The following is a 23,178-nucleotide window of genomic DNA, read 5'->3' on the forward strand; positions in this document are numbered from 1 at the left end:
GCTAATAATAGAAAAAACTAACTTTGTTGAGCTGATATCCAAGCGTTTTGGTGCTAATGGAATATAGATTGAGGCTCGTCTTTTGTTGTGACGTTATACCCCAGCGTTTTCTTTTTTCCTTACTGACATTGTGGATTTTAATCTGCGCTAGCGAGAAAAACTAGTAGGTATAACCTGAAAATGACAGTGCTTTAAACGTATTATTAGATAGCCATTCATTTTGCACCAACCCGTTCCCCTCGGGCTTCATAACGGTGCTCAATTGCCTCAAAGCGCTCCGAAAAAGTGATATTTTCTCTATGTTGCCCCGGTTTGATTCAATCTGAAATACCTCGTCACTGTTTTGGGGCGTCTGTGGTTTTGTTTGCACCAATATGCACCTTGGATATTAGGTTACTTGCTGAGTTTATAATGTTGAGTGATTTATAAATCTATGTTTATCAATGATTTATTATTATGTCGGGTGGGTTCATGTTTTTGGCATCGATTTTGATTGGGCTATGGATGCATAGTTATTACAAACGGAGATGTTAAGTATGACCACGAAGTCCAAACTGAATCTAGCCACGCTTGGCCTGAGCTTATCGTTACTGTCGGCGGCGGCTGTGGCCGAAGAGACGATCAAAGTTGGGATTCTCCACTCACTGTCAGGAACGATGGCGATCAGCGAAACCACGTTGAAAGATACAGTATTGATGCTGGTTGATGAGCAGAACAAAAAGGGAGGTTTGTTAGGCAAGAAACTGGAAGCGGTGGTTGTCGACCCGGCTTCTAACTGGCCGCTGTTTGCCGAGAAAGCCCGAGAACTGATCGAAAAAGAAAAGGTCGATGTGGTATTTGGTGGCTGGACGTCGGTCTCTCGTAAATCCATGCTGCCGGTGTTCGAAGAGCTCAATAGTATTTTGTTCTACCCGGTCCAGTATGAGGGGGAAGAGTCATCCAAAAACGTCTTCTATACCGGTGCGGCGCCCAATCAGCAGGCTATCCCTGCCGTTGAATATTTGATGGATGAACTGGACGTTGAGCGCTGGGTCTTGGCGGGAACCGACTATGTCTACCCGCGTACCACCAATAAAATTCTTGAGTCCTACCTGAAGGCTAAAGGCGTTGCTGATGAAGATATCATGATCAGCTACACCCCGTTCGGGCACTCGGACTGGCAGTCTATTGTCTCCGATATCAAGAAATTTGGCTCTGCAGGTAAGAAAACGGCGGTAGTCTCAACCATCAACGGTGACGCTAATGTGCCATTTTACAAAGAGCTAGGTGCCCAGGGCGTCTCCTCTGAAGACATCCCTGTTGTCGCGTTCTCCGTAGGCGAAGAAGAGCTATCTGGCATGGATACCTCGCCGCTGGTCGGCCACCTTGCGGCATGGAATTACTTCATGAGCGTCGATACCGACCAAAATGGTGATTTTATCGATTCCTGGCATGGTTTCATCAAAGATAAAAAGCGGGTGACCAATGATCCGATGGAAGCCCACTATATCGGGTTCAACATGTGGGTACAGGCGGTGAAAAATGCCGGCACCACTGATTCTGAAGCAGTGCAAGATGCCCTAATCGGTATTGCGGTGCCGAATTTGTCGGGTGGATATTCGACGATGTTGCCGAACCATCACATCACCAAGCCGGTATTGATCGGTGAAATCCAAGACGATGGCCAGTTTGATGTGGTCTGGGAAACAACCGGACTTGTTGCCGGTGATGCGTGGTCTAAGTATCTGCCTGAGTCTGCCAAGCTATATTCTAGCTGGTCCAAGCCTTTCTCCTGCGGAGCCTTCAACACCGAAACCAATAAGTGTTCAGGTGCGAATTAACACAGTGTACTGATATGGGCCCGATGCCCTTTTTGATGGCGCTTCAGGTTTGGCTGAAGCGCTATTTTCAGTGGGGATTCTCCCACTTTGGAAGTTGTTAATTGCTAGTAAGGACACCAGAAATGACATCACTAATGAAGCTCGTTAACGCGCTCATTATTCTCATGTTGTCTATTCCCATGGCGTTTGCTTCGGTCAGTTCAACGGATGAATTTGACCGGGTATTGATTGGGAAAAACAACAAGGAAAAGGAAATCGCCATTGAGTGGCTAGTTGCCAACCAGTCTGGCGGGAAGGCCAAGCCGATCCTCCGGGCCTGGCTGGAAGGCAACTTGTTTTATTACCGCAACAAGCAAAGCGAGAGCTACCAGCAGCTATATATCATCTCGACCAGAAGCGCCAAGCAGGCAGAAAATATTTGGGATGGAGAGTTATTGCCAGTTTCGCAAGCGCGAGATTTTGCCAAAGTGCGGGTTAATAACAAGCTGCGCAGTATTATCCGGATGCAGTTGGCATCCCTTGGGCTCAATTCGCCAGATGCGACAGTTCGCTTGCAGGCTGCAGAGGGGCTGCTCGGCCAAACCGATGATGAGATCATTGCAAGGATCAGTGCCCAGCTGAGTGTTGAGCCAGATGCCAAGGTACAGGATAGGCTGCAACTGGCGCTGGCGATCAATACCGTATTGGATAATGGTGCGCCTACCCAGCAGCGTATTGCGGCTGTCGAGTCGTTATCGCAATACAAGCAGGCGATTGTGCTGCAGACTCTCAATAAATTATCGCCAGTTTCGCTTGAACCGGAACTGGCGGCTGCGGTTGTAAAGGGGCTGGATAACTATCACCAGAGCCAGCGGTTTTATTCCGGTGTTGAAACGGTCTTTTTTGGCCTCAGTTTAGGGTCGGTGTTGGTATTGGCCGGGATAGGCTTGGCTATTACGTTCGGGGTAATGGGCGTCATCAACATGGCCCATGGTGAGCTCATCATGATCGGGGCCTACACGACCTATGTCGTGCAGCAATTGTTCCCTCAACAAGCCGGTGTCGCGTTACTGCTGTCGATACCCATGGCCTTTGTGATTTCAGGGCTAGTGGGGATCGCCATAGAGCGCAGTGTGATAAGGCACCTCTATGGCCGGCCGCTGGAGACGCTGCTGGCAACCTTCGGGCTCAGCCTGATCCTCCAGCAAGCCGTGCGTTCTATCTTCTCTCCGCTTAACCGTTCGGTCACTACGCCCGACTGGATGGCAGGGGCTTGGGAGCTCAATCCCATGCTGTCACTGACTTATAACCGCCTTTATATCATTCTCTTTTGTGCTTTGGTGTTTGTCGCCATGGTGATGGTGTTGAAGAAAACCCCTCTTGGTCTGCAAGTCCGGGCGGTTTCCCAAAACAGGGCGATGGCCAGGGCGATGGGGATCCGCTCCGAGCGTGTCGATGCCCTGACATTTGGTCTGGGTTCTGGCGTAGCCGGTGTGGCTGGCGTGGCATTGTCACAGCTGACGAATGTGGGGCCGAACATGGGCCAAGCCTACATCATCGACTCCTTTATGGTGGTGGTGTTTGGCGGGGTCGGCAACCTGTGGGGCACCCTGGTTGCTGGCTTGGGGCTGGGGCTCTTCAACAAGTTATTGGAACCTTGGGCTGGCGCAGTACTGGCGAAGATCTTGATGCTGGTCTTTATCATCCTGTTTATTCAGAAACGTCCTCGTGGGCTATTCCCGCAACGTGGCCGTGCGGCAGAAAGCTAAGGAGCGCTTGATGCAGTCTAAATCAATTATTCTCTCGGCTTTGGGGCAGGATCGGGGCGGTAAAGTCGTCCTCACTCTTCTGCTTGCTGCCGTTATTCTGGTACCGATGGCTAATCTTTTATTGCCAGCTGGCCACTCGCTACATATCGAAACCTTTACGATTTCGCTGATGGGCAAATACCTCAGCTACGCCATGCTCGCGCTCGCGGTTGACTTAGTGTGGGGCTACCTCGGGATCCTCAGTTTGGGGCACGGGGCTTTTTTCGCCCTCGGAGGTTACGCCATGGGGATGTACCTGATGCGTCAGATTGGAGACCGTGGTGTATACGCCCACCCGGTTCTGCCCGATTTCATGGTTTTTTTGAACTGGCAGGAGTTGCCATGGTTCTGGCACGGGTTTGATCAGTTCTGGTTGGCCTGTCTGATGGTGGTGTTGGTTCCCGGTGCGCTGGCTTATGTCTTTGGCTATTTGGCCTTTCGTTCCCGGGTGTCTGGCGTGTACTTGTCGATCATGACCCAGGCTTTGACCTATGCCCTGATGTTGGCGTTCTTTCGCAATGAAATGGGCTTTGGCGGTAACAACGGCTTGACGGACTTCAAGGACATCCTCGGTTACAGCTTGCAGCAGGATACAACCAAAATCGCATTGTTTGTGTGTACCGGCCTGGCACTTGCGGTTAGCTATATCGTGTGCCGCACGGTGGTTAGCAGCCGGTTGGGCCGTGTCGCGATGGCTATCCGTGATACCGAGTCGCGTACCCGGTTTATGGGCTATGACGTCGATGGCATCAAACTCTGGATCTTTGTGCTGTCCGCGGTGATCGCGGGGATTGCCGGTGCTTTGTATGTGCCGCAGGTGGGCATTATCAATCCGGGGGAGTTTGCCCCGCTTAACTCTATCGAGGTCGTGGTATGGGTCGCTTTGGGCGGTAGGGCAACGCTGTTTGGGGCCATTATTGGTGCCTTGATTATCAACTATGCCAAGAGCTGGTTCACGGTTGAATTCCCCGAGGTTTGGCTCTTCGCCCTCGGTGGTTTGTTTGTGCTTACCACCATGTATTTTCCGAAGGGGGTGATTGGATTTGTGTCAGACGTAGTAGCTCGTATTGGCCAAAGGAAACAGGAGCGAGGCTACCGGCAATCAGCTGCGCCTCAACCAGAATGCGGTACAGGTGAGGTAGTGCAATGACAGTATTAGAGACGGCAAAAAAACTCAGGACCTTTGCCCATGAGATGACCAACCGTGAAGAAACGTTTTCATTTCTCGTTCCCGATGAACATCCTCTGATCGATACCCGGCATAACATCCTGCTTTATGTCGAGGGTGTGAACAAGAGCTTTGATGGATTCAAAGCTATCGACGATCTCAACCTGTATGTCCGTGAGGGCGAGCTGCGCTGCATTATCGGGCCAAACGGGGCCGGGAAAACCACCATGATGGATATCATCACCGGCAAGACTAAACCCGACTCCGGGCAAGTCTGGCTGGGGGCGAATATCAACCTGCTGACAATGAATGAATCGCAGATAGCCAATGCCGGCGTGGGAAGGAAATTCCAAAAGCCTACCGTGATCGAGTGCCTGAGCGTGTGGCAGAACCTGGAGTTGGCGATGTCGGGAGTTCGAACCGTTTGGGCGACCTATAGGGCTAGGCTGACGACCGAGCAGAAAGAAAAGCTTGAGTCGGTATTGGCGCTTATCAACCTGGCGGATAACGCAGCGCTCTTGGCCGGTAACTTGTCCCATGGCCAAAAGCAGTGGCTGGAGATTGGCATGTTGCTGATGCAGAACCCCAAGTTGCTGCTGGTCGATGAGCCGGTTGCGGGGATGACCCACCAAGAGATGGATAAAACCGCAGAATTGCTCAATTCGCTGGCCGGCAAGCACTCGGTCGTTGTTGTAGAGCACGATATGGACTTTGTCCGCTCGATTGCCAGTGAGGTGACGGTGCTTCACCAGGGCCATGTATTGGCGGAAGGCACTATGGATCAAGTACAGAACCATCCTGAAGTGAAACGGGTTTATCTGGGGGAATAGCATGTTAGAAATCAAATCACTCAATCAATTCTACGGTGAAAGCCATACATTGTGGGATTTGGATATGCAGATCCCCGAAGGCAAGTGCACGGTGCTGATGGGACGCAACGGCGTAGGCAAGACCACTTTGTTGCAGTGCATTATGGGGTTGGTTGGCGCCAAAAGTGGCGACATTATCTTTAACGGCCAGTCGATTCTCTCCGAGCCGGCTGAGTCTCGGCCACGGTGGGGGATCGGTTATGTTCCCCAGGGGCGCCAGATCTTTCCGATGTTGACGGTACAGGAAAATTTGGAAATTGGCCTGCCTATCCGTGCCCGGGGGGATCGCAAGGTGCCCGATTTTATTTTCGACCTGTTTCCGGTGCTGAAAGAGATGCGTCACCGCCGTGGCGGCGATCTGTCCGGTGGCCAGCAACAGCAGCTGGCAATCGGCCGGGCTCTGGTGGTCAATCCCAAACTGTTGATTTTGGACGAGCCTACCGAGGGTATCCAGCCCAATATCGTGCAAGAGATTGGCGACATCATCAGGATGCTGAACGAAAAAATGGGCCTGACGGTATTGCTGGTTGAGCAGAAATTGCCGTTTGCCCGCCGGGTGGGCGATCAGTTCTGCATTCTCGATCGGGGACGCCATGTGGCAAGCGGGAAAATGGCGGCGTTGGATGACGCCTTGGTGAAGGAGTACCTCACGGTATGACAGCGTCTTTTTCAGCGGTGGCGGCCCACCCGACTGCAAGCCAAATCGACCTGCATACCCGTAAGGGGTGGCAGGCTGAGTTGAGTCTGAGCTATCGCGACAGGGTCGACAAAACGGTTCTCAAGCACCGAGAGCAAAAAGGGCCTTTGACGGTGCAGCAGGCACTCTATCCAGAAGGGGAGGTATGCCACAGTTACTTGCTCCATCCTCCTGGAGGGGTTGCCGGTGGTGATACGTTGGATATCCGGGTGGATGTGGCTACCGGAGCCAAAGTCTTGGTAACCACGCCTGGCGCCACTAAGTTTTACCGCTCGGAAGGGCGCTTTGCCCGGCAACTCCAACACTTGTCGGTGGCACAAGGAGGCCGGCTCGAATGGTTGCCCCAGGAGAATATCTTTTTCCCTGATGCCCATGCCCAGCTCAATACCGTTGTCCACCTGGCGAAAGGTGCACAGTTTGTGGGCTGGGAGTTGCACTGTTTTGGCCGCCCTGCACTAAATGAGTGCTTTGGTAGCGGAAAATTGATTGGCAAAACAGAGGTTTATATCGACGGTCGCCGCGTGATCTGTGAAGGGTTGAACTTCTCGGGTGGAGATAAGCTGCTGATTAACATAGGAATGCAGGGGTTCCCCATGATGGGGAACCTTTACTTGTCCGAAATAGGGCAAGGTTTCTATCAGTTGGTACAGGGCTTGCTATCAGATATTCAGAGCGAGTTAGGTGGTGACAAGCTACTCGTGGCGGCAACGCAGGTTGAGGGGCTTATTATTGTCAGGGCGCTTGGGCACTGGAGCGAAGATATCTTGCATTGCTTTACCCGGGTCTGGCAGCAAGCGCGAAGCCAGACGACGGGGAGAGCGCCTTCCCCTCCTCGTATCTGGGCCACTTAGTCGCTTAGCAACTTAGTTTTTTAGCCACTTAGCAACAGCGGGAGAATGACATGGAGTTGACACCAAGAGAGAAGGATAAACTGCTGATTTTTTGCGCGGGAATGCTGGCTCAGCAGCGCAAGGAGAGGGGGCTAAAGCTGAACTATCCAGAATCCATTGCCTTTATCAGCAGTGCCATCTTGGAAGGGGCGCGAGAAGGTAAAAGTGTCGCCGAGCTGATGGACTATGGCCGCACCCTGCTCTCTGTAAACGATGTGATGGAAGGGGTCGCTGCGATGATCCCCGACGTTCAGGTCGAGGCTACTTTTCCCGATGGTACCAAGCTGGTAACGGTGCATGAGCCGATCGTGTAGCGGTTCGGGTTTGGGGTGATAACGCAGATAAATAAGGAACAGCAATGGCAGGAAGTAGTGCGTTTAACACCTCCGCTTTTGTACCGGGTCAAATCGAGACGGCAAGCGGAGAAATTGAGCTAAATGCAGGGAGGGAAACCATTACGGTTGTGGTCGAGAACCTAGGAGATAGGCCGGTCCAGATCGGTTCGCATTACCACTTCTACGAGGTCAACGATGCTCTCAAATTTGATCGGCAAGCCTGCAAGGGGTTTCGCCTCAACATACCGGCCGGAACCGCAACCCGTTTCGAGCCGGGCCAGTCGAGGACCGTGGAGCTGGTTGATTTCTCCGGCAAACGGGAAGTTTACGGCTTTCAGGGCAAAGTGATGGGCAAGCTCTAGCTCGTCTGCATCTCTACAAATTATACAAGGAATAGTCATGGCAAACATTTCACGTCAGGCCTATGCCGAAATGTTTGGCCCAACTGTGGGTGATCGTGTGCGTCTTGCCGATACCGAGTTGTGGCTGGAGGTTGAAAAAGATTTCACCGTCTATGGAGATGAAGTGAAATTTGGTGGCGGCAAAGTGATCCGCGACGGGATGGGGCAGAGCCAGCGGCCAAGTGCCGAAACACCCGACTTGGTGATCACCAACGCTATCGTGCTCGATTATTGGGGCATTGTGAAGGCGGATGTAGCTGTTAAAAACGGCCGGATCAGCGGGCTGGGCAAAGCGGGTAACCCCGATATCCAGCCAGGGGTCGATATCATTATTGGCCCCGGTACTGAAATATTGGCAGGAGAGGGGGCCATCCTGACAGCGGGCGGCATTGATTCCCATATTCATTTTATTTGTCCGCAGCAAATCGAAGAGGCGTTGGCTTCTGGGGTTACTACCATGATCGGAGGGGGGACGGGCCCAGCAACGGGCACCAATGCCACCACCTGTACCCCCGGCCCCTGGAATATGGCACAAATGCTCCAAGCACTCGATGGCTTTCCGATGAACTTCGGTTTGCTAGGCAAAGGCAATGCCAGTCAGCCAGAGGCGCTGCGCGAACAGGTTGCCGCCGGGGCGGTGGGGCTAAAACTCCATGAAGATTGGGGCACGACCCCGGCATCGATTGATACCTGCCTATCGGTTGCCGATGAGATGGACGTTCAAGTCGCGATCCATACCGATACCCTCAATGAGTCAGGTTTTGTCGAATCGACCTTGGCGGCGATCGGCGACCGAGTGATCCATACCTACCATACCGAAGGAGCCGGTGGCGGCCATGCGCCCGATATTATCCGCGCTGCCGGTGAGTCCAACGTGTTGCCGTCATCGACCAACCCGACCCGTCCCTACACGGTTAATACGGTGGATGAGCATTTAGACATGCTGATGGTCTGCCATCACTTGTCCCCGGCGATTGCCGAAGACGTGGCCTTTGCTGAGTCCCGGATACGCCGGGAAACCATCGCCGCCGAGGATATCCTGCACGATCTGGGGGCATTTTCGATGATAGCCTCCGATTCCCAGGCCATGGGGCGGGTCGGTGAGGTGATCACCCGTACTTGGCAGACGGCCCATAAGATGAAGGTCCAGCGAGGCAGCTTGGCACAAGACTCCGGCTCCAGCGATAACTTTCGCCTCAAGCGCTATGTGGCCAAGTACACCATCAACCCGGCGATCACCCATGGTATGGCACATGAAATTGGCTCTGTCGAGGTGGGCAAGTTGGCCGACTTGGTGTTGTGGAAACCGGCCTTTTTTGGCGTGAAGCCGAGCGTGGTGGTCAAGGGCGGCATGATCGCCATGGCACCGATGGGCGATCCCAATGCCTCTATTCCCACCCCGCAGCCGGTTCATTACCGCTCGATGTTCGGCAGCTACGGCAAAGCGGCCATTAATACCTCCATGCTGTTTGTGTCGTCGGCTGCGGCAGAGGCCGGAGTCGCTGAGCAGCTCCAGCTCGGCAGCCAAATTGGTATCGCGCGACATTGCCGCACGATTAGCAAGTCAGATATGAAGCTCAACGATTGGCAGCCTCGCATTGAGGTTGATTCCCAGACCTATCAGGTGCGGGCTGACGGCGAACTGTTAGTGTGTGAGCCAGCGGAGGTCTTGCCCATGGCCCAGCGCTATTTCCTGTTTTGATTTATCTGGTTCGAATAATAACAAAGGAATAATCAATGATTGAGTTGGTAGAAGTGAGTGCAGAGGCAACATCGCAGCCCGATGCGTTTTTGAGCTTGCCGATTGATAGCCGGATCAAGAGCCGGTTGAAGGTGGTGCTGGACGATGGCCGTGACGCCGGTCTGTTTCTGCCTCGGGGCCATATTCTGCGCGGGGGCGAACAGCTAAAGAGTCGCTGTGGTGGCCTTGTGGTGGAGATCAGGGCGGCCAGCGAGCAGGTGTCGACCGTGTATTGCGACGATCGCCATTTGCTGATGCGGGTGGCATATCACTTGGGCAACCGGCATGTGCCGCTCCAGGTCGAAGCGGGCTGGGTGCGTTACCAGCATGACCATGTTCTGGACGAAATGGTCGAGGGGCTAGGGGCCCGGGTTACCGTTGAAACAGCGCCGTTCGAGCCAGAAGGCGGTGCCTATGGTGGTCGTTCCGGTGGGCACCACCATCATCACTAGAAAGAATGCTCACGTTTTTTGTACAAGGATATGACAATGAAAGCACTTAAAAATATCTCTTCGTTGGCCGTGGCGGCCTTGGTTCTCCCTGTTTCAGCCCATGCTCACCCAGGACATGATCACGCCTCGTTTTTCAATGGGCTTGTGCATCCGATCACCGGTGTTGACCACCTTATTATGCTGCTCGCTTTTGGCGCATTAGCCTTCTTTGCCGCCCGGAAAACCGCGACTCAATTGAGCTTGGTGGCCGCCGCGCTCGTGGCCATGGTCACAGGAACAATTGCGGGGCTAAATATTGGAGCCATCAGCGGTATTGAGGGGGCTATCGCCGCTTCGCTACTCGTGGTCAGCGCTGCGCTCTGGCAGGTATTGACGGCCAGTAAGCCGGTAAAAAGCATGGCGGTGGCGCTCTGTGTTGCCCTTATCTTTTGCCATGGTTATGCCCACGGTGTTGAGGCTTCAGGCAATGTTTGGCTGTTCGCGGTTGCGATGGCGATATCGGCGTCAGCGTTGATGCTGCTGGGCAACCGACTCGCCGCTTTTGCTTCCAGTCGCTGGGTCTCTGCTGGGGTGGCTTCTGCCAGCTTAGTCTATTTGCTGGTGGCTTGATATGGCGGCAGAGGCGCAGAGGATAAACGAAGCTGGACTAGGTGACAGCCAGTTTGCCACCTACCGTTTGTTTCAGCTAATTAGCCCCTCATTGCCTATCGGAGGGTTTACCTATTCGCAGGGGCTAGAATGGGCCGTCGAGGCCGGTTGGGTAAAAGACAGGGCGACTATGGTGCTTTGGCTGGAAAACCAGTTGCGTTGTAGCGTGGCCACACTTGAGCTGCCTCTCATCGACCGGTTTTACCAGGCTATTGAAGCCAAGGATCTGCAGGGCATCGCGGCATTGAGCAATCTGCTCTGTTCCAGCCGGGAAACCAAGGAGCTGCGTGCCGAGGAGGTTCAGCGGGGCAAAGCACTGAATGTTTTGCTCAAACAGTTGGAAGTACCGGTGGATGAGTATCTTGGCAGCAATGACGATCCCAACCAGTTGCTAGGGCTTTGTGTCGCAGGATATTTGTGGGGGATCAGCCCTGATGCCATGAAGCAGGGCTATCTGTGGAGCTGGGCCGAAAATTTGGTCATGGCCGGGGTGAAGTTGGTGCCGCTGGGCCAGACGGATGGCCAGCGGGCCCTGATTGAGCTGACCCGGCTGTTCCCAGAGATGATTTCAATATCCGGGCAGATTGATGAGGTGATGATTGGCAGCTTTACGCCAATCGTCTCGCTGGCCAGCAGTCTGCATGAAACACAATATACCCGTTTGTTCCGTTCTTAAGCCGAAGGGCAAGAGATCATTAGAAAATAAGGATTGTTATGGACACATATAAGCAGCCGCTGCGAGTCGGAATTGGTGGCCCGGTCGGGTCAGGAAAAACTGCACTTCTTGAAGTGTTGTGTAAAGCGATTCGCGACCAGCTGAATATCGCAGTGGTAACCAACGATATCTATACCCAGGAAGATGCCAAGATCCTGACTCGGGCCGAGGCGCTTGCGCCTGATCGGATCATGGGTGTGGAAACTGGTGGCTGCCCGCATACCGCCATTCGAGAAGATGCGTCGATGAACCTGGCGGCGGTCGAAGAGCTGGCCAAGCGACATAAGAACTTGGATGTGGTCTTTGTCGAAAGTGGCGGCGACAATCTGAGTGCGACCTTCAGCCCAGAGCTTGCGGATCTCACCATCTATGTGATTGACGTGGCCGAGGGCGAGAAGATCCCGCGCAAGGGAGGGCCGGGTATTACCCGTTCGGATCTGCTGGTGATCAACAAGATTGACCTTGCGCCTTATGTTGGTGCTTCCCTTGAGGTAATGGAGCAAGATACCAAGCGGATGCGTCCAACACGCCCATATGTCTTTACCAATCTAAAGGAGAGTCAGGGGCTCGAGATAATCATCGACTTTATTATTACCGAAGGGATGTTGACGCCCAAAGCAGAGTAAGTTGAATGCGTGTTGAGCAACAACCTCGAGAATGAAGCGATTCTTAATGAAACGTAGCTCTTTCGCATTAGAGCCTTGGCGATTTAGTGCTTGTCCAAAAAAAGCGCCCTGCGGGGCGCTTTTGATCGGTTGCTTTTTTTGGGGGGGGGGGGAATTAAGGGTTTTCGTTGCGGCTTACGACAATGCCGTCATCGTTGAAGCCGACTAAATCAGGAAGGCCATTACCCGTAATATCACCGAGTAGGCGATAGTGGGTATTGCTTGACCAACCTGCTTCGTAGCCGAAGTTGTTCCACTGCTCGGCAATCTCTTGGATACGGCCAGTCAGTGTGTAGACCGCCGTTACGCCACCCAAGAATTCGAAGCGCTCACCGTTGGAGTGGGCAACCAGAAGGTCACGATTACCCAAATTCGCCAGGTCGGCGCGGCCGTTGCCTGTCATATCGATGGCCAACTTAAGGTGGCGGTCATTCTGCCAGCCGAGGAAATCGAGTACGTCACCCTCTCCATGGTCGTTATCAAGCCAACTTACTTGAGGGGCGAAAGACCCATTTTCTTGCTGTAGGGCTGCGTAAATACCGCTGCGTCCATAGACAACCACGTCCGCGAGGCCATTTCCGTTAACGTCTGCAAGAAGGCGGTTGGTCAGGTTTAATTCGTTGCGGAAAATGCGGCCCGAGTCGTCATCTTCGATAATCGAATCCAGGCCAAAGTTGTCACTTACCTTAACGACTGGCGCGAATTCCTTGCCGTCAGAAAAGGCGACGTATAGTCCGTCTTCACCGAACGCAGCTAGGTCAGTTAGTCCGTTGTTATTGACATCAATCGCGACGAAATTATGGATTGAAGCGTCCCAATCGTTGTCGGTAGCGAAGTCGGTGCCCCAAAGCTCCATTTCTTCGAAATATTTGCCGTTTGACTTTGAGACATACACACCATCGGTGGTGACGGCGATCAGATCGGCCATGCCGTTGCCGTCAACGTCGCCAACCAAGCGGGTCATTTCGTTATTCCAGCCCTGCGCATGCTTTGGCAAGAAGTTTGAAGCCCACAGTGTTTTTTTATCGAAGCGTTTATTTTTCGACTCTGCGACATAAACCTCACTGCCTTTGAAGGCAACAATATCAGCCGTGCCGCTGCCGTTTACGTCAGCGAGGTATACTTGGCTGTTGGCGGGTGTCCACTCGCCGGCTCGGAACGAATCGCCCCACATTTCATCTGGGGAGAAAGCGCTTGAGGTGTAGCTGTTGTCATGGTCAAAGGTGTCAGCGCCAAAGAAGGTGTTAAAGTCACGGATTGCCGAACCGTCAGTCCCGTTAATATTGCCGCGGTAGATGTGGTAGTGGCTGGAAACGAGGTGCATCGAGCGGATTCGTACGCCGTCCTCAAGCATGGCGTCAACGATCTTGATAGCCTCTTCGGCGTTCTGGTAGGTAGTGGTAGAGTTCTCTTCTAGGATGATTTGATCTTCTGGAACGCCGTACTTTTCCATCAATATTTGCTGAATAGCGGCGGCTTCTGTTAGCTCACCTTTCTCAACACAAGTTTGGACCGATGTTGGGTTTCCTTTACCTGTTGCCATAAAGACAGGGTTCGGCAGAGATTGTGCAACCTCATACACACGGTCAACACGATATTCCATCAACTGGCGCGGGGTGCAAGATTGATAGTTAACCTGGAGGCCAAGGTTGATCACCAGGTCAATTGGTCGGTTTTCTTCATTTGCAGGTACGTCGGACGCCACAGCGTTAGCGGTGCCACCAATGAGTAGCGCACCAAGGATAGCTTTTGCAATTACACTCTTCTTCACGTTCAAAACCTTCTTAAAGTATGTGGGAGACTGTTAACCGTCTCTTATTAAGCGTTGGTTGGTTGGGCGTGAATATATCATGCAGGGGGATGCGTTTTGCTTTCAGGTAGTGGGCATTGATCGCATTATTCTCAATGCAAATAAAGTATTTTGCGAATCGGTGATCTTGCTTCAAATGGTCGGTGTTTATGGTGAATGGAAGGAAGAAGCATGATCCTTAACGTCATCTATAAGACATTTTGACGGTGGTGATCACAAATTTTTGCTTTGCGGCGATTGTTCTGGGTCATTTTCGGCCGACTCAAGTTAATCGAGTGTTCATAGGGGCTTATTTTCTTTGATTCTCTAATTAAGTCATTCCCTCTAATACACGGTTTGGCCCTATTCCGTAATTTGTTTTGTACCAATCAGGTTCTCTTTCATGTCTGTTCAAGAACGTTTTTGTCTGCTTCAGTGCTAGTTTACAAATATTTACACCTGATCACGTTAATATACATTGAAAGGCATATATTTAAGCTGATAGTACAGCAATAAAGGGGGCTGTTATGAAAGCGCAAAGTATGCTGCTTACTGCCTTGCTGGCAGTATCAATGGTATCTGTATCGGCGTGGGCGGCCGGCCCGCAATCAGGTAATCCACCACCAAGGCCTGCATTTAGCGATTTCGATACTGACAATGATGGTTATATCACTCCGCAAGAGTTGTCCGCCTTCCAGTCAAAGCGTATGCAAGAGCGTGCCGAGAATGGAGGACGTATGCAGTATGCCGGGATGCGTCCAGAGTTGTCTGATATCGATACCGATGGCGATAATCTGATATCAGAAGAAGAATTTCTGAGTCATCAAATGATGGGCCCACGAGGCCCGGGTAGAGGAAATAAAAGTAATTGGTAGGTCTCAACGATATGACACTTCGTGTGGATACGTACGTATAGGATTTTGGAGTGATGCTTATAACGTATAATTCTAGCCCTCCTTTGAGGGCTTTTTTATGACTTCTTATTGCGTTAAAAACGCTAGGAGAAAAGTTGAGATTTACCTAATTATGGGCAAGCACCGTTTTGGAGTCCAACAGTGATTGAGCTTGTTGAAAATTTTATAAGAAAAAATATTTAAGTTAATTATTTTAATAAAGCTAGCTGCGTATTTTGGCTACTGCCTCTGCGTGAAGGCGATTATTTGCTTTTGTGGGTTGGGTAAGAAATTCAGCCTGGAAGTTATTAAATGCTTTTAATAATAAAAAAATCAACCAGGCTAACTGTAATTAAACAAAAGTGAAATATTGTTTTATTATTTGTTTAATATTGTTCATCTATAGTCCGTTGAAATTTTTCAGGACTTAAATATGAACAAGAAGTATTCTTTTCTCTCTCTTGCTATTGCGGTGGCTATTGCTGGATGTAACAGTAGCTCAACAGGTAAAAGCTCTCCAGAAGTAAAAATCGGCCGCTACATGGCGGGTGACATCCATATGCATTCAACGATGACGGATGGTGACTACACTTATTATCAAGTTGCTCAAAAAGCGTTTGAGCAGTTTGGGTTAGACTTTATTGCAAATGCCGGACATGGCGGCTGGTACTGGATGCTTGATGAGGAAGGCTATCGCTTAGATGATAATGGTAATCGCATTTACCTAGAAGATGCTCCTGAGGTTGGTGAAAAACCACGACATGACTACGATTATGCGCTCGAAGTGGCTCGAGACTCTAAAACGGTTGCTCGTGATATTCAAATGCTCGACGGAGGCGCTTACGGCATCGTCAAGAAAGTTCGCGAAATGTACGCCGATAAGGGGCAGTTTGTCATCAATGGCCTTGAATGGAACGTTCCTGGGGTAAATGACCATGCTTCTATTGGCGTGATTAATGAGCAGGATGGAGAGATAATCGCAGAGTTTCATAGAAACTTTGATTACAGTGTGACGGATCATCATGGGAATATTTGGAAAGATCCGGAATATAAATGGTTAGCCTACGCTGGGGTTCAATTTCTAGAGAACAATTACGGTCAAGATGCTTACTTTATTATTAACCACCCGTCTCGCCGTATTAATTATAAAGTCGAAGACTACCGTAGCTTTCATAATGCGTCTGAACTCGTCACTCTTGGCTTTGAAGGCTTTCCTGGTCATCAGAAGCAAAACTTCCGCGGCGGTTACGACAACAATATCCACTATCAAATGATTGATGGTGAGCTGGTTGATAATTTTGATACTGGTCGTGGTGAGATTGGTGGTAAGTACGACTTCTGTGAGACCAACCTCCCTGAAGTCAATGAGTCATTGTATTACCATGCGCAAACGTATGGTGGTGCAGATTATGCGCTGGCAAAAGTTGGAGGTTTGTGGGATGCCCTTTTGGGAGAAGGGCGAGAGTTTTGGTTATTCTCAAATGCTGATTTTCACCATATCCGGGGCGACTTTTGGCCGGGTGAATACCAGAAGAGTCATAGCTGGGTCGAAAAAGAGTCTTATGAAGGGATTGTGGCGGGTATGCGTTCAGGTAACACCTTTGTCACGACAGGTGACTTGATAACTGATCTCGACTTTACCGTTAGTTCCGGCAATAAATCTGCCTACATGGGGGAGACTCTTGTTGCATCAACAGACACATCTAGCGTATCGGTTAAGTTCCAAACCGGGCAGAAGAACCATAATGATGATATAGCGACCATGGTTCAGCTGGATGTTATTGTTGGTGATGTTACGGGACGTGTCTACCCGGGTAATCCGACAGAATTCAATAATCCCAACAACGCTTCGACATATATTGCTAAAAGCTTCACCCCTGAGAGCGTGGAGTGGGTTGAGGGTGAAAATGGCTGGGTAACCGTTGAGTTTGAACTCGATGTAGAGGCGCACCAATATGTTCGTCTGCGTGGCTCAAGCAATGGCGCTAACGTTCCAGGATATACTGACCAATACGGTAACCCGCTGGTAGATACTCTTAAAGCAAGATTTAATGATGGCCAATGTATTTCTGAAGAGAGTGGTGATTTAGAGGAATGGAACCCTGAAGAGCCGTGGAATGATCTCTGGTTCTATTCTAACCCTATCTTCATTAAACAAGCATAGAGTTTGGGACAGAAATAAGTTTTGTCGCATAGATGGAAAGTTATCCACCTTGTGTCCGTTAGATGACGGCACAAGGTGTTTTTATTTTTTACTGGGCCAAACAAGCAATACAATCATTTCACGGACTGTCATCCAAACCATTATTCTTGGCTTTGAGTCGGCTGTTGAAACGGGGGATGGGGCGCAATGCCACTATCATGATTGACTAGGCGGCATAACATAGCGTGCCCGCTTGTTGTCTATTTACTTTTAGATAAAAACAGTTTCTCTATTCGTGCTGGCTTTGCATAAAGGTAACCTTGATGAAGAGTGACGCCTTGAGTAAGCAGGTATTGCGCTTGACGATCCGTTTCTACACCTTCAGCGATAATGCCGACGTTAAGCTCTTTTGCTAAGTTAATGATTGCGTTTAGTACGGGGGCATTAACACTTTGATGGCCAATAGAGTCAACGAAACATTTATCAATTTTAAGGTAGTCAATATTCGTTCTCTCTAATACAGAAAGTGATGTTTGGCCAGTGCCGAAGTCATCGATAAGAATATCGATGCCAAAAGTACGTAGGCGGCTAATGCTCTCACAAGCAACACTATCGAGAAATTGCCTCTCAGTGATTTCTAATCCAAGGCTGATACCGATACCGTCAAACTTATTTTTGTACAGCTTGAGTAAACGGATGTTTTTTGGGTTTGAGAAATAGCCCGGCGGTACATTAATACCTAGGTGTATACCCTCTCTAAAGTCTTTTCCTGCTAAGTCATGATAGGCTGCATTTAGTACATAATCTGTTAGTTCATCCATCAACCCATATTCTTCCATTAGTGGAATAAAAAGATCTGGGTATACAATACCTCGGGAAGGATGTTGCCAACGAACCAAGGCTTCGACACCAAAGACACAACCAGAAGAAGCATCAATGTGGGGTTGATAGTGAAGAAAGAATTCACGCATTTTGAGAGCAAGCTTTACCTCGGTGTACATACTACGTTTGCGACTAAACAAGTACCGCGCGAAGTACAAAGTGAGATAAACGACCAGTGTAATAGGGATAAATAACAGGAAGTAGAATGTCTTGCGTTCAGACGTAAATTTATCACTAGCCTCAAGTAATATTTCGTATTCGTATAAATCTGATTTGGCAATATATTGAGGATTAATTCCCCTCTTTGATTGCCCGACCGGTGCACTAGATTCACCAATAAAAAGAACCGCTCGTTTGAAGCGATTGTCTAACATGTAGCCTATTTTCGATCTGATATAAGCCTTATCAATAGATGAAACGGCGTAATATCCAGTATTTATTGTATCTTTATTAATGACAGACAGACCTGCGCCTGTAATACTATAAGGGTCCGGGATTATTACTAGCGTTGAAAATAATTCATCGCTAGGTATATGTATTGGCTGTACATCGACCCTATCCCCCCTTGATGAGCAAATTACATCTTGGTTGAGAAGAATTTGCATTTCTTCTATATCATGTTCATAACGTAAGTTTCGCTCAAGAAGTACACAATTTTGGGGATCTAGTAGAGCTGTTTTATTTTCAGATTCAACATCGGAAAATATTTCATTGGCCTCTTGAATGTATCTATTTACAGTTGTGACTAAAACTTCGTTGATACTGTTATGGACTAAATATGAGCCTGTGGCAAAAATGACTACAAGAGGTGAGACATAAACAAAAAATCTTAGATACTTCCGCATTTGCTTATCCATCCAGTAAACAATCTATTGCCATTTGCCCCATATTTAAGGGTGTATTAACCATGTCTGTTAACAGAACAAAGAGCTGTCAGTATATAATATATAAATTGAAAAAATAAGATTAAAACGTCTTTGTAGCACATGATTGTAAAGAGGTGTGTTATAGCGTTGGAGTTTAAATAGAAACGCCCATTGTTGGGTGTCAATCATGATCGCCCGCTCCGTTGTTGAGTTGGGAATACAAGGTGTCATAAACATCTCTCTGTTGGGGCTATATAAATGCGTTAGTTTGTTGCGGTGTTTGTTTTTGTGGGTGCAATAGTTGCAGTTGCAACTATTGTTGTGTAATCTTACCCCTGTTCTTCAAATGAACAGGGGTAACTGTTATGAACATGCAAAAAGCCACCCGAGTGAACAGTCATCGCTCTACGCTAATTTTGATCCATCGCTGCGCCGGTGCTATCGCCTTATGTCTGATTTTGACATTTTTTTTAAGCAGCTTAGCTGTTGATTTGGCAGGTACTCATGCCCAGATAGCCATGGTTAAGCAAGGGATCCTCTATTGTGTTGGGCTCTTGATTTTGGCAATGATGGTGACAGGGATATCAGCTAAAAAACTGTATCCGGGAAAAGCAAAAGGGATACTGGCAACAAAGCAGTTGAGAATGAAGCTGGCTGCTGCAAATGGATTGTTGATCTTGTTACCGGCAGCGGTCATGCTGGCACAATGGTCAGCCGCCGGGCAATTCGATCTCTGGTTCTGGCGATTACAGGGGCTCGAATTAATTGCAGGTGCTACCAATGCAACTTTGCTGGGATTGAATATCCGCGATGGGCTAAGAATAGCGAAAAACAGACGAGTTTAATTGCTGAGATCTATCTTTTTACCCGCAAGGCTGTTAGTGTCGCATCCCTTGCGGTAACGGGGTGAGACAGAAAGTACTTTTCGCCGGTGTTGCCAGTGTTTTTTTAGCCTGCAAAGTGATGTTGAATTTGCAGGCCATGACAGGACTTTGCCCGTGAGCAGCAACGCGTTTTCTACCTTGAACCTAAAGCCTGAACTAGAAGCCAACCTGGCGACCCTTGGCTATGCATCTATGACACCGATCCAGAGCCAGAGCCTGCCGCATATCTTGGCGGGTAAGGATGTTATCGCCCAGGGCAAAACAGGTTCGGGTAAAACCGCAGCGTTCGGTCTGGGCTTGCTCGACCACCTCAACGTAAAACGCTTCCGTATTCAGTCGCTGGTCCTCTGTCCGACCCGTGAACTGGCCGATCAGGTCGCCAAAGAGATCCGTAAGCTGGCTCGCTCTATCCACAACATCAAGGTACTGACCCTGTGTGGTGGTATGCCGTTTGGCCCGCAGATCGGCTCGCTGGAGCACGGTGCCCATATCATTGTGGGGACACCAGGACGTGTAGAAGAACATGTGCGCAAAGGCTTTCTTTCGCTTGATGATCTGAACCAGCTGGTACTTGATGAAGCAGACCGTATGCTGGAGATGGGCTTCCAGGATGCGTTGGATGCGATTGTCGATGCTGCGCCTGTTGATCGTCAAACCTTGTTGTTCAGTGCTACCTATCCAAAACAGATTGAAGCTATCGCCAGTGAAATCATGCATAAGCCGGTGATGGTGAAGGTCGAGTCGACCCATGATGAGAGCAGTATCGATCAGCATTTCTACCACGTAGAGAGCAACGAAGATCGCATGACGGCGCTACGCCTGCTGCTGTCTCTGCACAAGCCAGAATCTTCTGTGGTGTTCTGCAACACTAAGCGCGAAGCTCAGGAAGTGGCCGATGAGCTAGATATGTACGGTTTCAGTGCCATGGCACTGCACGGCGATTTGGAGCAGCGCGAGCGTGACCAGACATTGGTTCGCTTTGCCAACAAGAGTACCTCGGTATTGGTTGCCACCGATGTGGCGGCACGTGGTTTGGATATCGAAGCACTCGATTGTGTGATCAACTATCACCTTGCCCGCGATACCGAAGTGCATGTCCACCGCATTGGCCGTACCGGCCGTGCCGGCAGTAAGGGGGTGGCTTGCTCGTTCTTCAGCGACAAAGAGCACTACAAGGTTGCTTTGCTGGAAGACTATCTGGAGAAAGACATTGTCAGCGCCGAGCTGCCTTCGGCCTCCCTGCTTAGCCAACCAACGTTCCGCCCAGCAATGACCACATTGCAAATTCTGGGCGGCAAAAAGCAGAAGGTCCGTCCTGGCGATATTTTGGGGGCGCTGACCGGTGAAAACGGCATTCGCGGTGATCAGGTCGGAAAAATCAATGTGTTCGATATGGTGGCCTATGTTGCAGTGCGTAGTGATGTAGCCCGCACGGCCTTGAAAAAACTGGAAAAAGGCAAGATGAAGGGACGCTCGTTCCGTGCCCGCGTTATTAGAGGCTAAATAGTGCTTCGGGCCGCTTGCTAGATCGCATTTTCATCATCCGGCCAAGGGTAATTATTCATCTTGAGTCGGATTTCGCAGAACTGGGTTGTTTAAAACGGTACAAAAACAAACAGATAACCAAGGAGCTTGTTATATGTTTAAGAAAAATGCCGTGATTACAGCAGAAAGTGGCCTGCACACAAGGCCTGCAGCCCAGTTTGTGAAGGCCGCCAAGAAGTATGCGGAAGAGATTGAAATTGTGTCTAATGGCAAGACGGCCACGGCCAAGAACTTGTTCAAGTTACAGACCTTGGCGCTGGTTCAAGGGACGACAGTAACGGTGCAGTCGAGCAATCAGCAAGCCGTTAATGAGCTGGCGACGTTTATTGAGAATGTCACCGGTTAACGCCCGCCTTATTGTAACTTTCTTGCTCTGAGCAAGAGTATTCGCATCAAATCGAAAAAGCCCGCTAGTCAAGCGGGCTTTGTTTTTTCTCTTTTCAAATGAACAGACTATCGGCTTTCTTGCGCCAGCTGTGGCTCAGGAGTCGCTGGTGTGTTGACTGTCTCTGGCTCCTCATCGCCGTACTTCTGCATCAGCTTATGCTGGACATCGTTGAGCAGCGTGCCGTTTAGTTTGTAGTAGCGGAAGTAAATGAACAGCGCGATGGCAAAGAAGAAGCTCGGCAGGCCAATCATGATGCACTGCATGCCAAACACGGTATCGGCGTTTTGCTCGACGTTCGGGACATAGTCCACTGCGGTCAGGGCAATACCGATGAAGAAGGCAGCAAAGGCCGAGCCGGCTTTTACCACTAAGGTCTGAACCGAGTAGGCGATACTTTCACAGCGTACGCCCAGTTTGTATTCGCCGTAGTCCACGGTATCCGCGACCATGATGACATTAAGTACCCAGAACAGGGCGGTGCCGATTTGCAGCAGGATACCGGCAGTCGAAATCAGGATGATGCTTTGCGGGTTGTACATGCCGACATAAATCAGTACCAGGCTGCCAAGGATCGGGAAACCCGACGCGCAGGCCCAAAGCACACGACGGGAGAACATACCGGCAAGCTTAGGGAACAGGACTAGGGTGATCAGGTTGGCAATACCCGCATAGGCCATGTAGTAAGGGAACAGCGCCTCGTTACCAACCACATAGGTGAAGTAGTAGACCGCAAAGGCGGTGATGATATTGGTCGCGAGGTTGTAGGCCAGTGCCATGCATAGCACGCTGCTTAGCTGGCTGTTTTTGTAGATCAGCCCCACCATGGCTTTGAGCGAGATTTTTTCTTGTACCGGCGTATCTTCAAGCTGCGCAGTCGAGTAGCGCTCTTTGACATTACGCAGGGTGATGTAAGTGGATACCGCAAAGCATGCGATCAGTAACAGGGTGAAGACCTGGAAGCCAAAGCCCTTGTCGTCACCACCAACGTAGTTGATGAACGGCATTGCGATGGCGGCGGTGACAATCCATGCCAGGCTGGCAAAGAAGCGAGGGTAGGGAACCAACTCTTCGCGCTCGCGCTTGTCCAGCGTCAGGGTAGGGACCAACGACCAGAAAGGAATATCCATCAAGGTGTAAGTCATGCCCCATAAAATGTAAGTGACGGCAGCGTAGGCAATAAGCCATGGGCCTTCAAAGTAGTGGGCGTTGAACAGCAGGTAAAGCACAACAGAGTTGGCGATGGTCCCAATGAGGATCCAAGGTTTGAATTTACCCCAGCGGCTGCGGGTGTTGTTGACGATCCAGCCCATGATGGGGTCATTGACCGCATCCCAGATTCGAGCCACGAGGAAAATGGTACCGACAATACCGGCAGAAATACCGGCCACATCGGTGTAGTAAAACATCAGGTACATATAGACGATGGTAATGGCAAAGTCCTTGCCGAATGCACCAAAGCCGTAGCTTAACTTGGTGTTCATTGAGACGCTCATAAAAGCTCCTTGTTTCCTTTTCCCTGTTTTACTGCTTAATTAGGAAAGGCATTTATTGTTTGTGTCACGATAGGGATACACTCAAACCACTTCAAGGAGCAGGGCTC

The 23,178-nt window shown here is 50.1% G+C and carries 21 protein-coding genes; 18 read left to right on the plus strand and 3 right to left on the minus strand.

Annotated features, from left to right (window positions below):
• Positions 1–536 precede the first annotated feature (536 nt).
• From urtA to ureG, 13 genes are all read left to right on the plus strand, one after another.
• Positions 537–1,820: an urea ABC transporter substrate-binding protein gene (urtA, locus tag PTW35_RS18710; protein ID WP_281028471.1), complete on the plus strand. Its 1,284-nt coding sequence runs from the start codon at positions 537–539 to the stop codon at positions 1,818–1,820.
• Between the two features lie 122 nt (positions 1,821–1,942).
• On the plus strand, positions 1,943–3,568 hold the full coding sequence (gene urtB, locus PTW35_RS18715) for an urea ABC transporter permease subunit UrtB (protein ID WP_281028472.1): 1,626 nt from the start codon (positions 1,943–1,945) through the stop codon (positions 3,566–3,568).
• Between the two features lie 10 nt (positions 3,569–3,578).
• Positions 3,579–4,757, plus strand: coding sequence for an urea ABC transporter permease subunit UrtC (gene urtC, locus PTW35_RS18720; RefSeq protein WP_281028473.1), 1,179 nt, complete (start codon positions 3,579–3,581; stop codon positions 4,755–4,757).
• The gene (urtD, locus tag PTW35_RS18725; RefSeq protein WP_281028474.1) at positions 4,754–5,605 is read left to right on the plus strand and encodes an urea ABC transporter ATP-binding protein UrtD; all 852 of its coding nucleotides are present in this window, start codon (positions 4,754–4,756) and stop codon (positions 5,603–5,605) included. The genes urtC and urtD overlap by 4 nt, the downstream gene beginning before the upstream one ends.
• A 1-nt stretch (position 5,606) precedes the next feature.
• Positions 5,607–6,302: an urea ABC transporter ATP-binding subunit UrtE gene (gene urtE, locus PTW35_RS18730; protein ID WP_044621546.1), complete on the plus strand. Its 696-nt coding sequence runs from the start codon at positions 5,607–5,609 to the stop codon at positions 6,300–6,302.
• Positions 6,299–7,192, plus strand: a complete 894-nt coding sequence (locus PTW35_RS18735) for an urease accessory protein UreD (RefSeq protein ID WP_281028475.1) — start codon at positions 6,299–6,301, stop codon at positions 7,190–7,192. The genes urtE and PTW35_RS18735 overlap by 4 nt, the downstream gene beginning before the upstream one ends.
• A gap of 50 nt (positions 7,193–7,242) precedes the next feature.
• Positions 7,243–7,545 carry an urease subunit gamma gene (gene ureA / locus PTW35_RS18740; RefSeq protein WP_044621545.1) on the plus strand — a complete coding sequence of 101 codons (303 nt, stop codon included), beginning with the start codon at positions 7,243–7,245 and terminating at the stop codon, positions 7,543–7,545.
• 44 nt (positions 7,546–7,589) lie between these two features.
• Positions 7,590–7,928: an urease subunit beta gene (locus tag PTW35_RS18745; protein WP_281028476.1), complete on the plus strand. Its 339-nt coding sequence runs from the start codon at positions 7,590–7,592 to the stop codon at positions 7,926–7,928.
• 37 nt (positions 7,929–7,965) lie between these two features.
• Positions 7,966–9,669: an urease subunit alpha gene (gene ureC, locus PTW35_RS18750; RefSeq protein WP_281028477.1), complete on the plus strand. Its 1,704-nt coding sequence runs from the start codon at positions 7,966–7,968 to the stop codon at positions 9,667–9,669.
• A gap of 35 nt (positions 9,670–9,704) precedes the next feature.
• Positions 9,705–10,160, plus strand: coding sequence for an urease accessory protein UreE (gene ureE, locus PTW35_RS18755; protein WP_281028478.1), 456 nt, complete (start codon positions 9,705–9,707; stop codon positions 10,158–10,160).
• Between the two features lie 36 nt (positions 10,161–10,196).
• Positions 10,197–10,769, plus strand: a complete 573-nt coding sequence (locus PTW35_RS18760) for a HupE/UreJ family protein (RefSeq protein ID WP_281028479.1) — start codon at positions 10,197–10,199, stop codon at positions 10,767–10,769.
• A 1-nt stretch (position 10,770) separates the two neighbouring features.
• On the plus strand, positions 10,771–11,484 hold the full coding sequence (locus tag PTW35_RS18765) for an urease accessory UreF family protein (RefSeq protein WP_281028480.1): 714 nt from the start codon (positions 10,771–10,773) through the stop codon (positions 11,482–11,484).
• Between the two features lie 38 nt (positions 11,485–11,522).
• Positions 11,523–12,149, plus strand: coding sequence for an urease accessory protein UreG (gene ureG, locus PTW35_RS18770; protein WP_281028481.1), 627 nt, complete (start codon positions 11,523–11,525; stop codon positions 12,147–12,149).
• Positions 12,150–12,303: 154 nt separating this feature from the next.
• Here ureG and PTW35_RS18775 read toward each other — a convergent pair whose 3' ends face one another.
• Positions 12,304–13,959: a YdcF family protein gene (locus PTW35_RS18775; protein ID WP_281028482.1), complete on the minus strand. Its 1,656-nt coding sequence runs from the start codon at positions 13,957–13,959 to the stop codon at positions 12,304–12,306.
• 545 nt (positions 13,960–14,504) lie between these two features.
• Here PTW35_RS18775 and PTW35_RS18780 point away from each other — a divergent pair.
• Positions 14,505–14,852 carry an EF-hand domain-containing protein gene (locus PTW35_RS18780; protein WP_281028483.1) on the plus strand — a complete coding sequence of 116 codons (348 nt, stop codon included), beginning with the start codon at positions 14,505–14,507 and terminating at the stop codon, positions 14,850–14,852.
• A gap of 451 nt (positions 14,853–15,303) precedes the next feature.
• A complete protein-coding gene (locus PTW35_RS18785; protein ID WP_281028484.1) occupies positions 15,304–17,034 on the plus strand; it encodes a hypothetical protein in 1,731 nt (576 codons plus the stop codon).
• Between the two features lie 239 nt (positions 17,035–17,273).
• Here PTW35_RS18785 and PTW35_RS18790 read toward each other — a convergent pair whose 3' ends face one another.
• Entirely contained in the window at positions 17,274–18,752 is a 1,479-nt protein-coding gene (locus tag PTW35_RS18790; protein ID WP_281028485.1) for an EAL domain-containing protein, read from the minus strand.
• Positions 18,753–19,126: 374 nt separating this feature from the next.
• Between PTW35_RS18790 and PTW35_RS18795 the strand changes: the two genes are divergently transcribed.
• From PTW35_RS18795 to PTW35_RS18805, 3 genes are all read left to right on the plus strand, one after another.
• Positions 19,127–19,606, plus strand: coding sequence for a hypothetical protein (locus PTW35_RS18795; RefSeq protein ID WP_281028486.1), 480 nt, complete (start codon positions 19,127–19,129; stop codon positions 19,604–19,606).
• Positions 19,607–19,759: 153 nt separating this feature from the next.
• Positions 19,760–21,148, plus strand: a complete 1,389-nt coding sequence (dbpA, locus tag PTW35_RS18800; protein ID WP_281028487.1) for an ATP-dependent RNA helicase DbpA — start codon at positions 19,760–19,762, stop codon at positions 21,146–21,148.
• 136 nt (positions 21,149–21,284) lie between these two features.
• A complete protein-coding gene (locus PTW35_RS18805; protein ID WP_281028488.1) occupies positions 21,285–21,536 on the plus strand; it encodes an HPr family phosphocarrier protein in 252 nt (83 codons plus the stop codon).
• Positions 21,537–21,643: 107 nt separating this feature from the next.
• Here the strand turns inward: PTW35_RS18805 and melB are convergent, their stop codons facing one another.
• Complete coding sequence (melB, locus tag PTW35_RS18810; RefSeq protein WP_281028489.1) at positions 21,644–23,071, minus strand: melibiose:sodium transporter MelB; 1,428 nt, start codon at positions 23,069–23,071, stop codon at positions 21,644–21,646.
• Positions 23,072–23,178 lie beyond the last annotated feature (107 nt).

Origin of the sequence: Photobacterium sp. DA100, from assembly GCF_029223585.1 — a bacterium.
Classification (GTDB): domain Bacteria; phylum Pseudomonadota; class Gammaproteobacteria; order Enterobacterales; family Vibrionaceae; genus Photobacterium.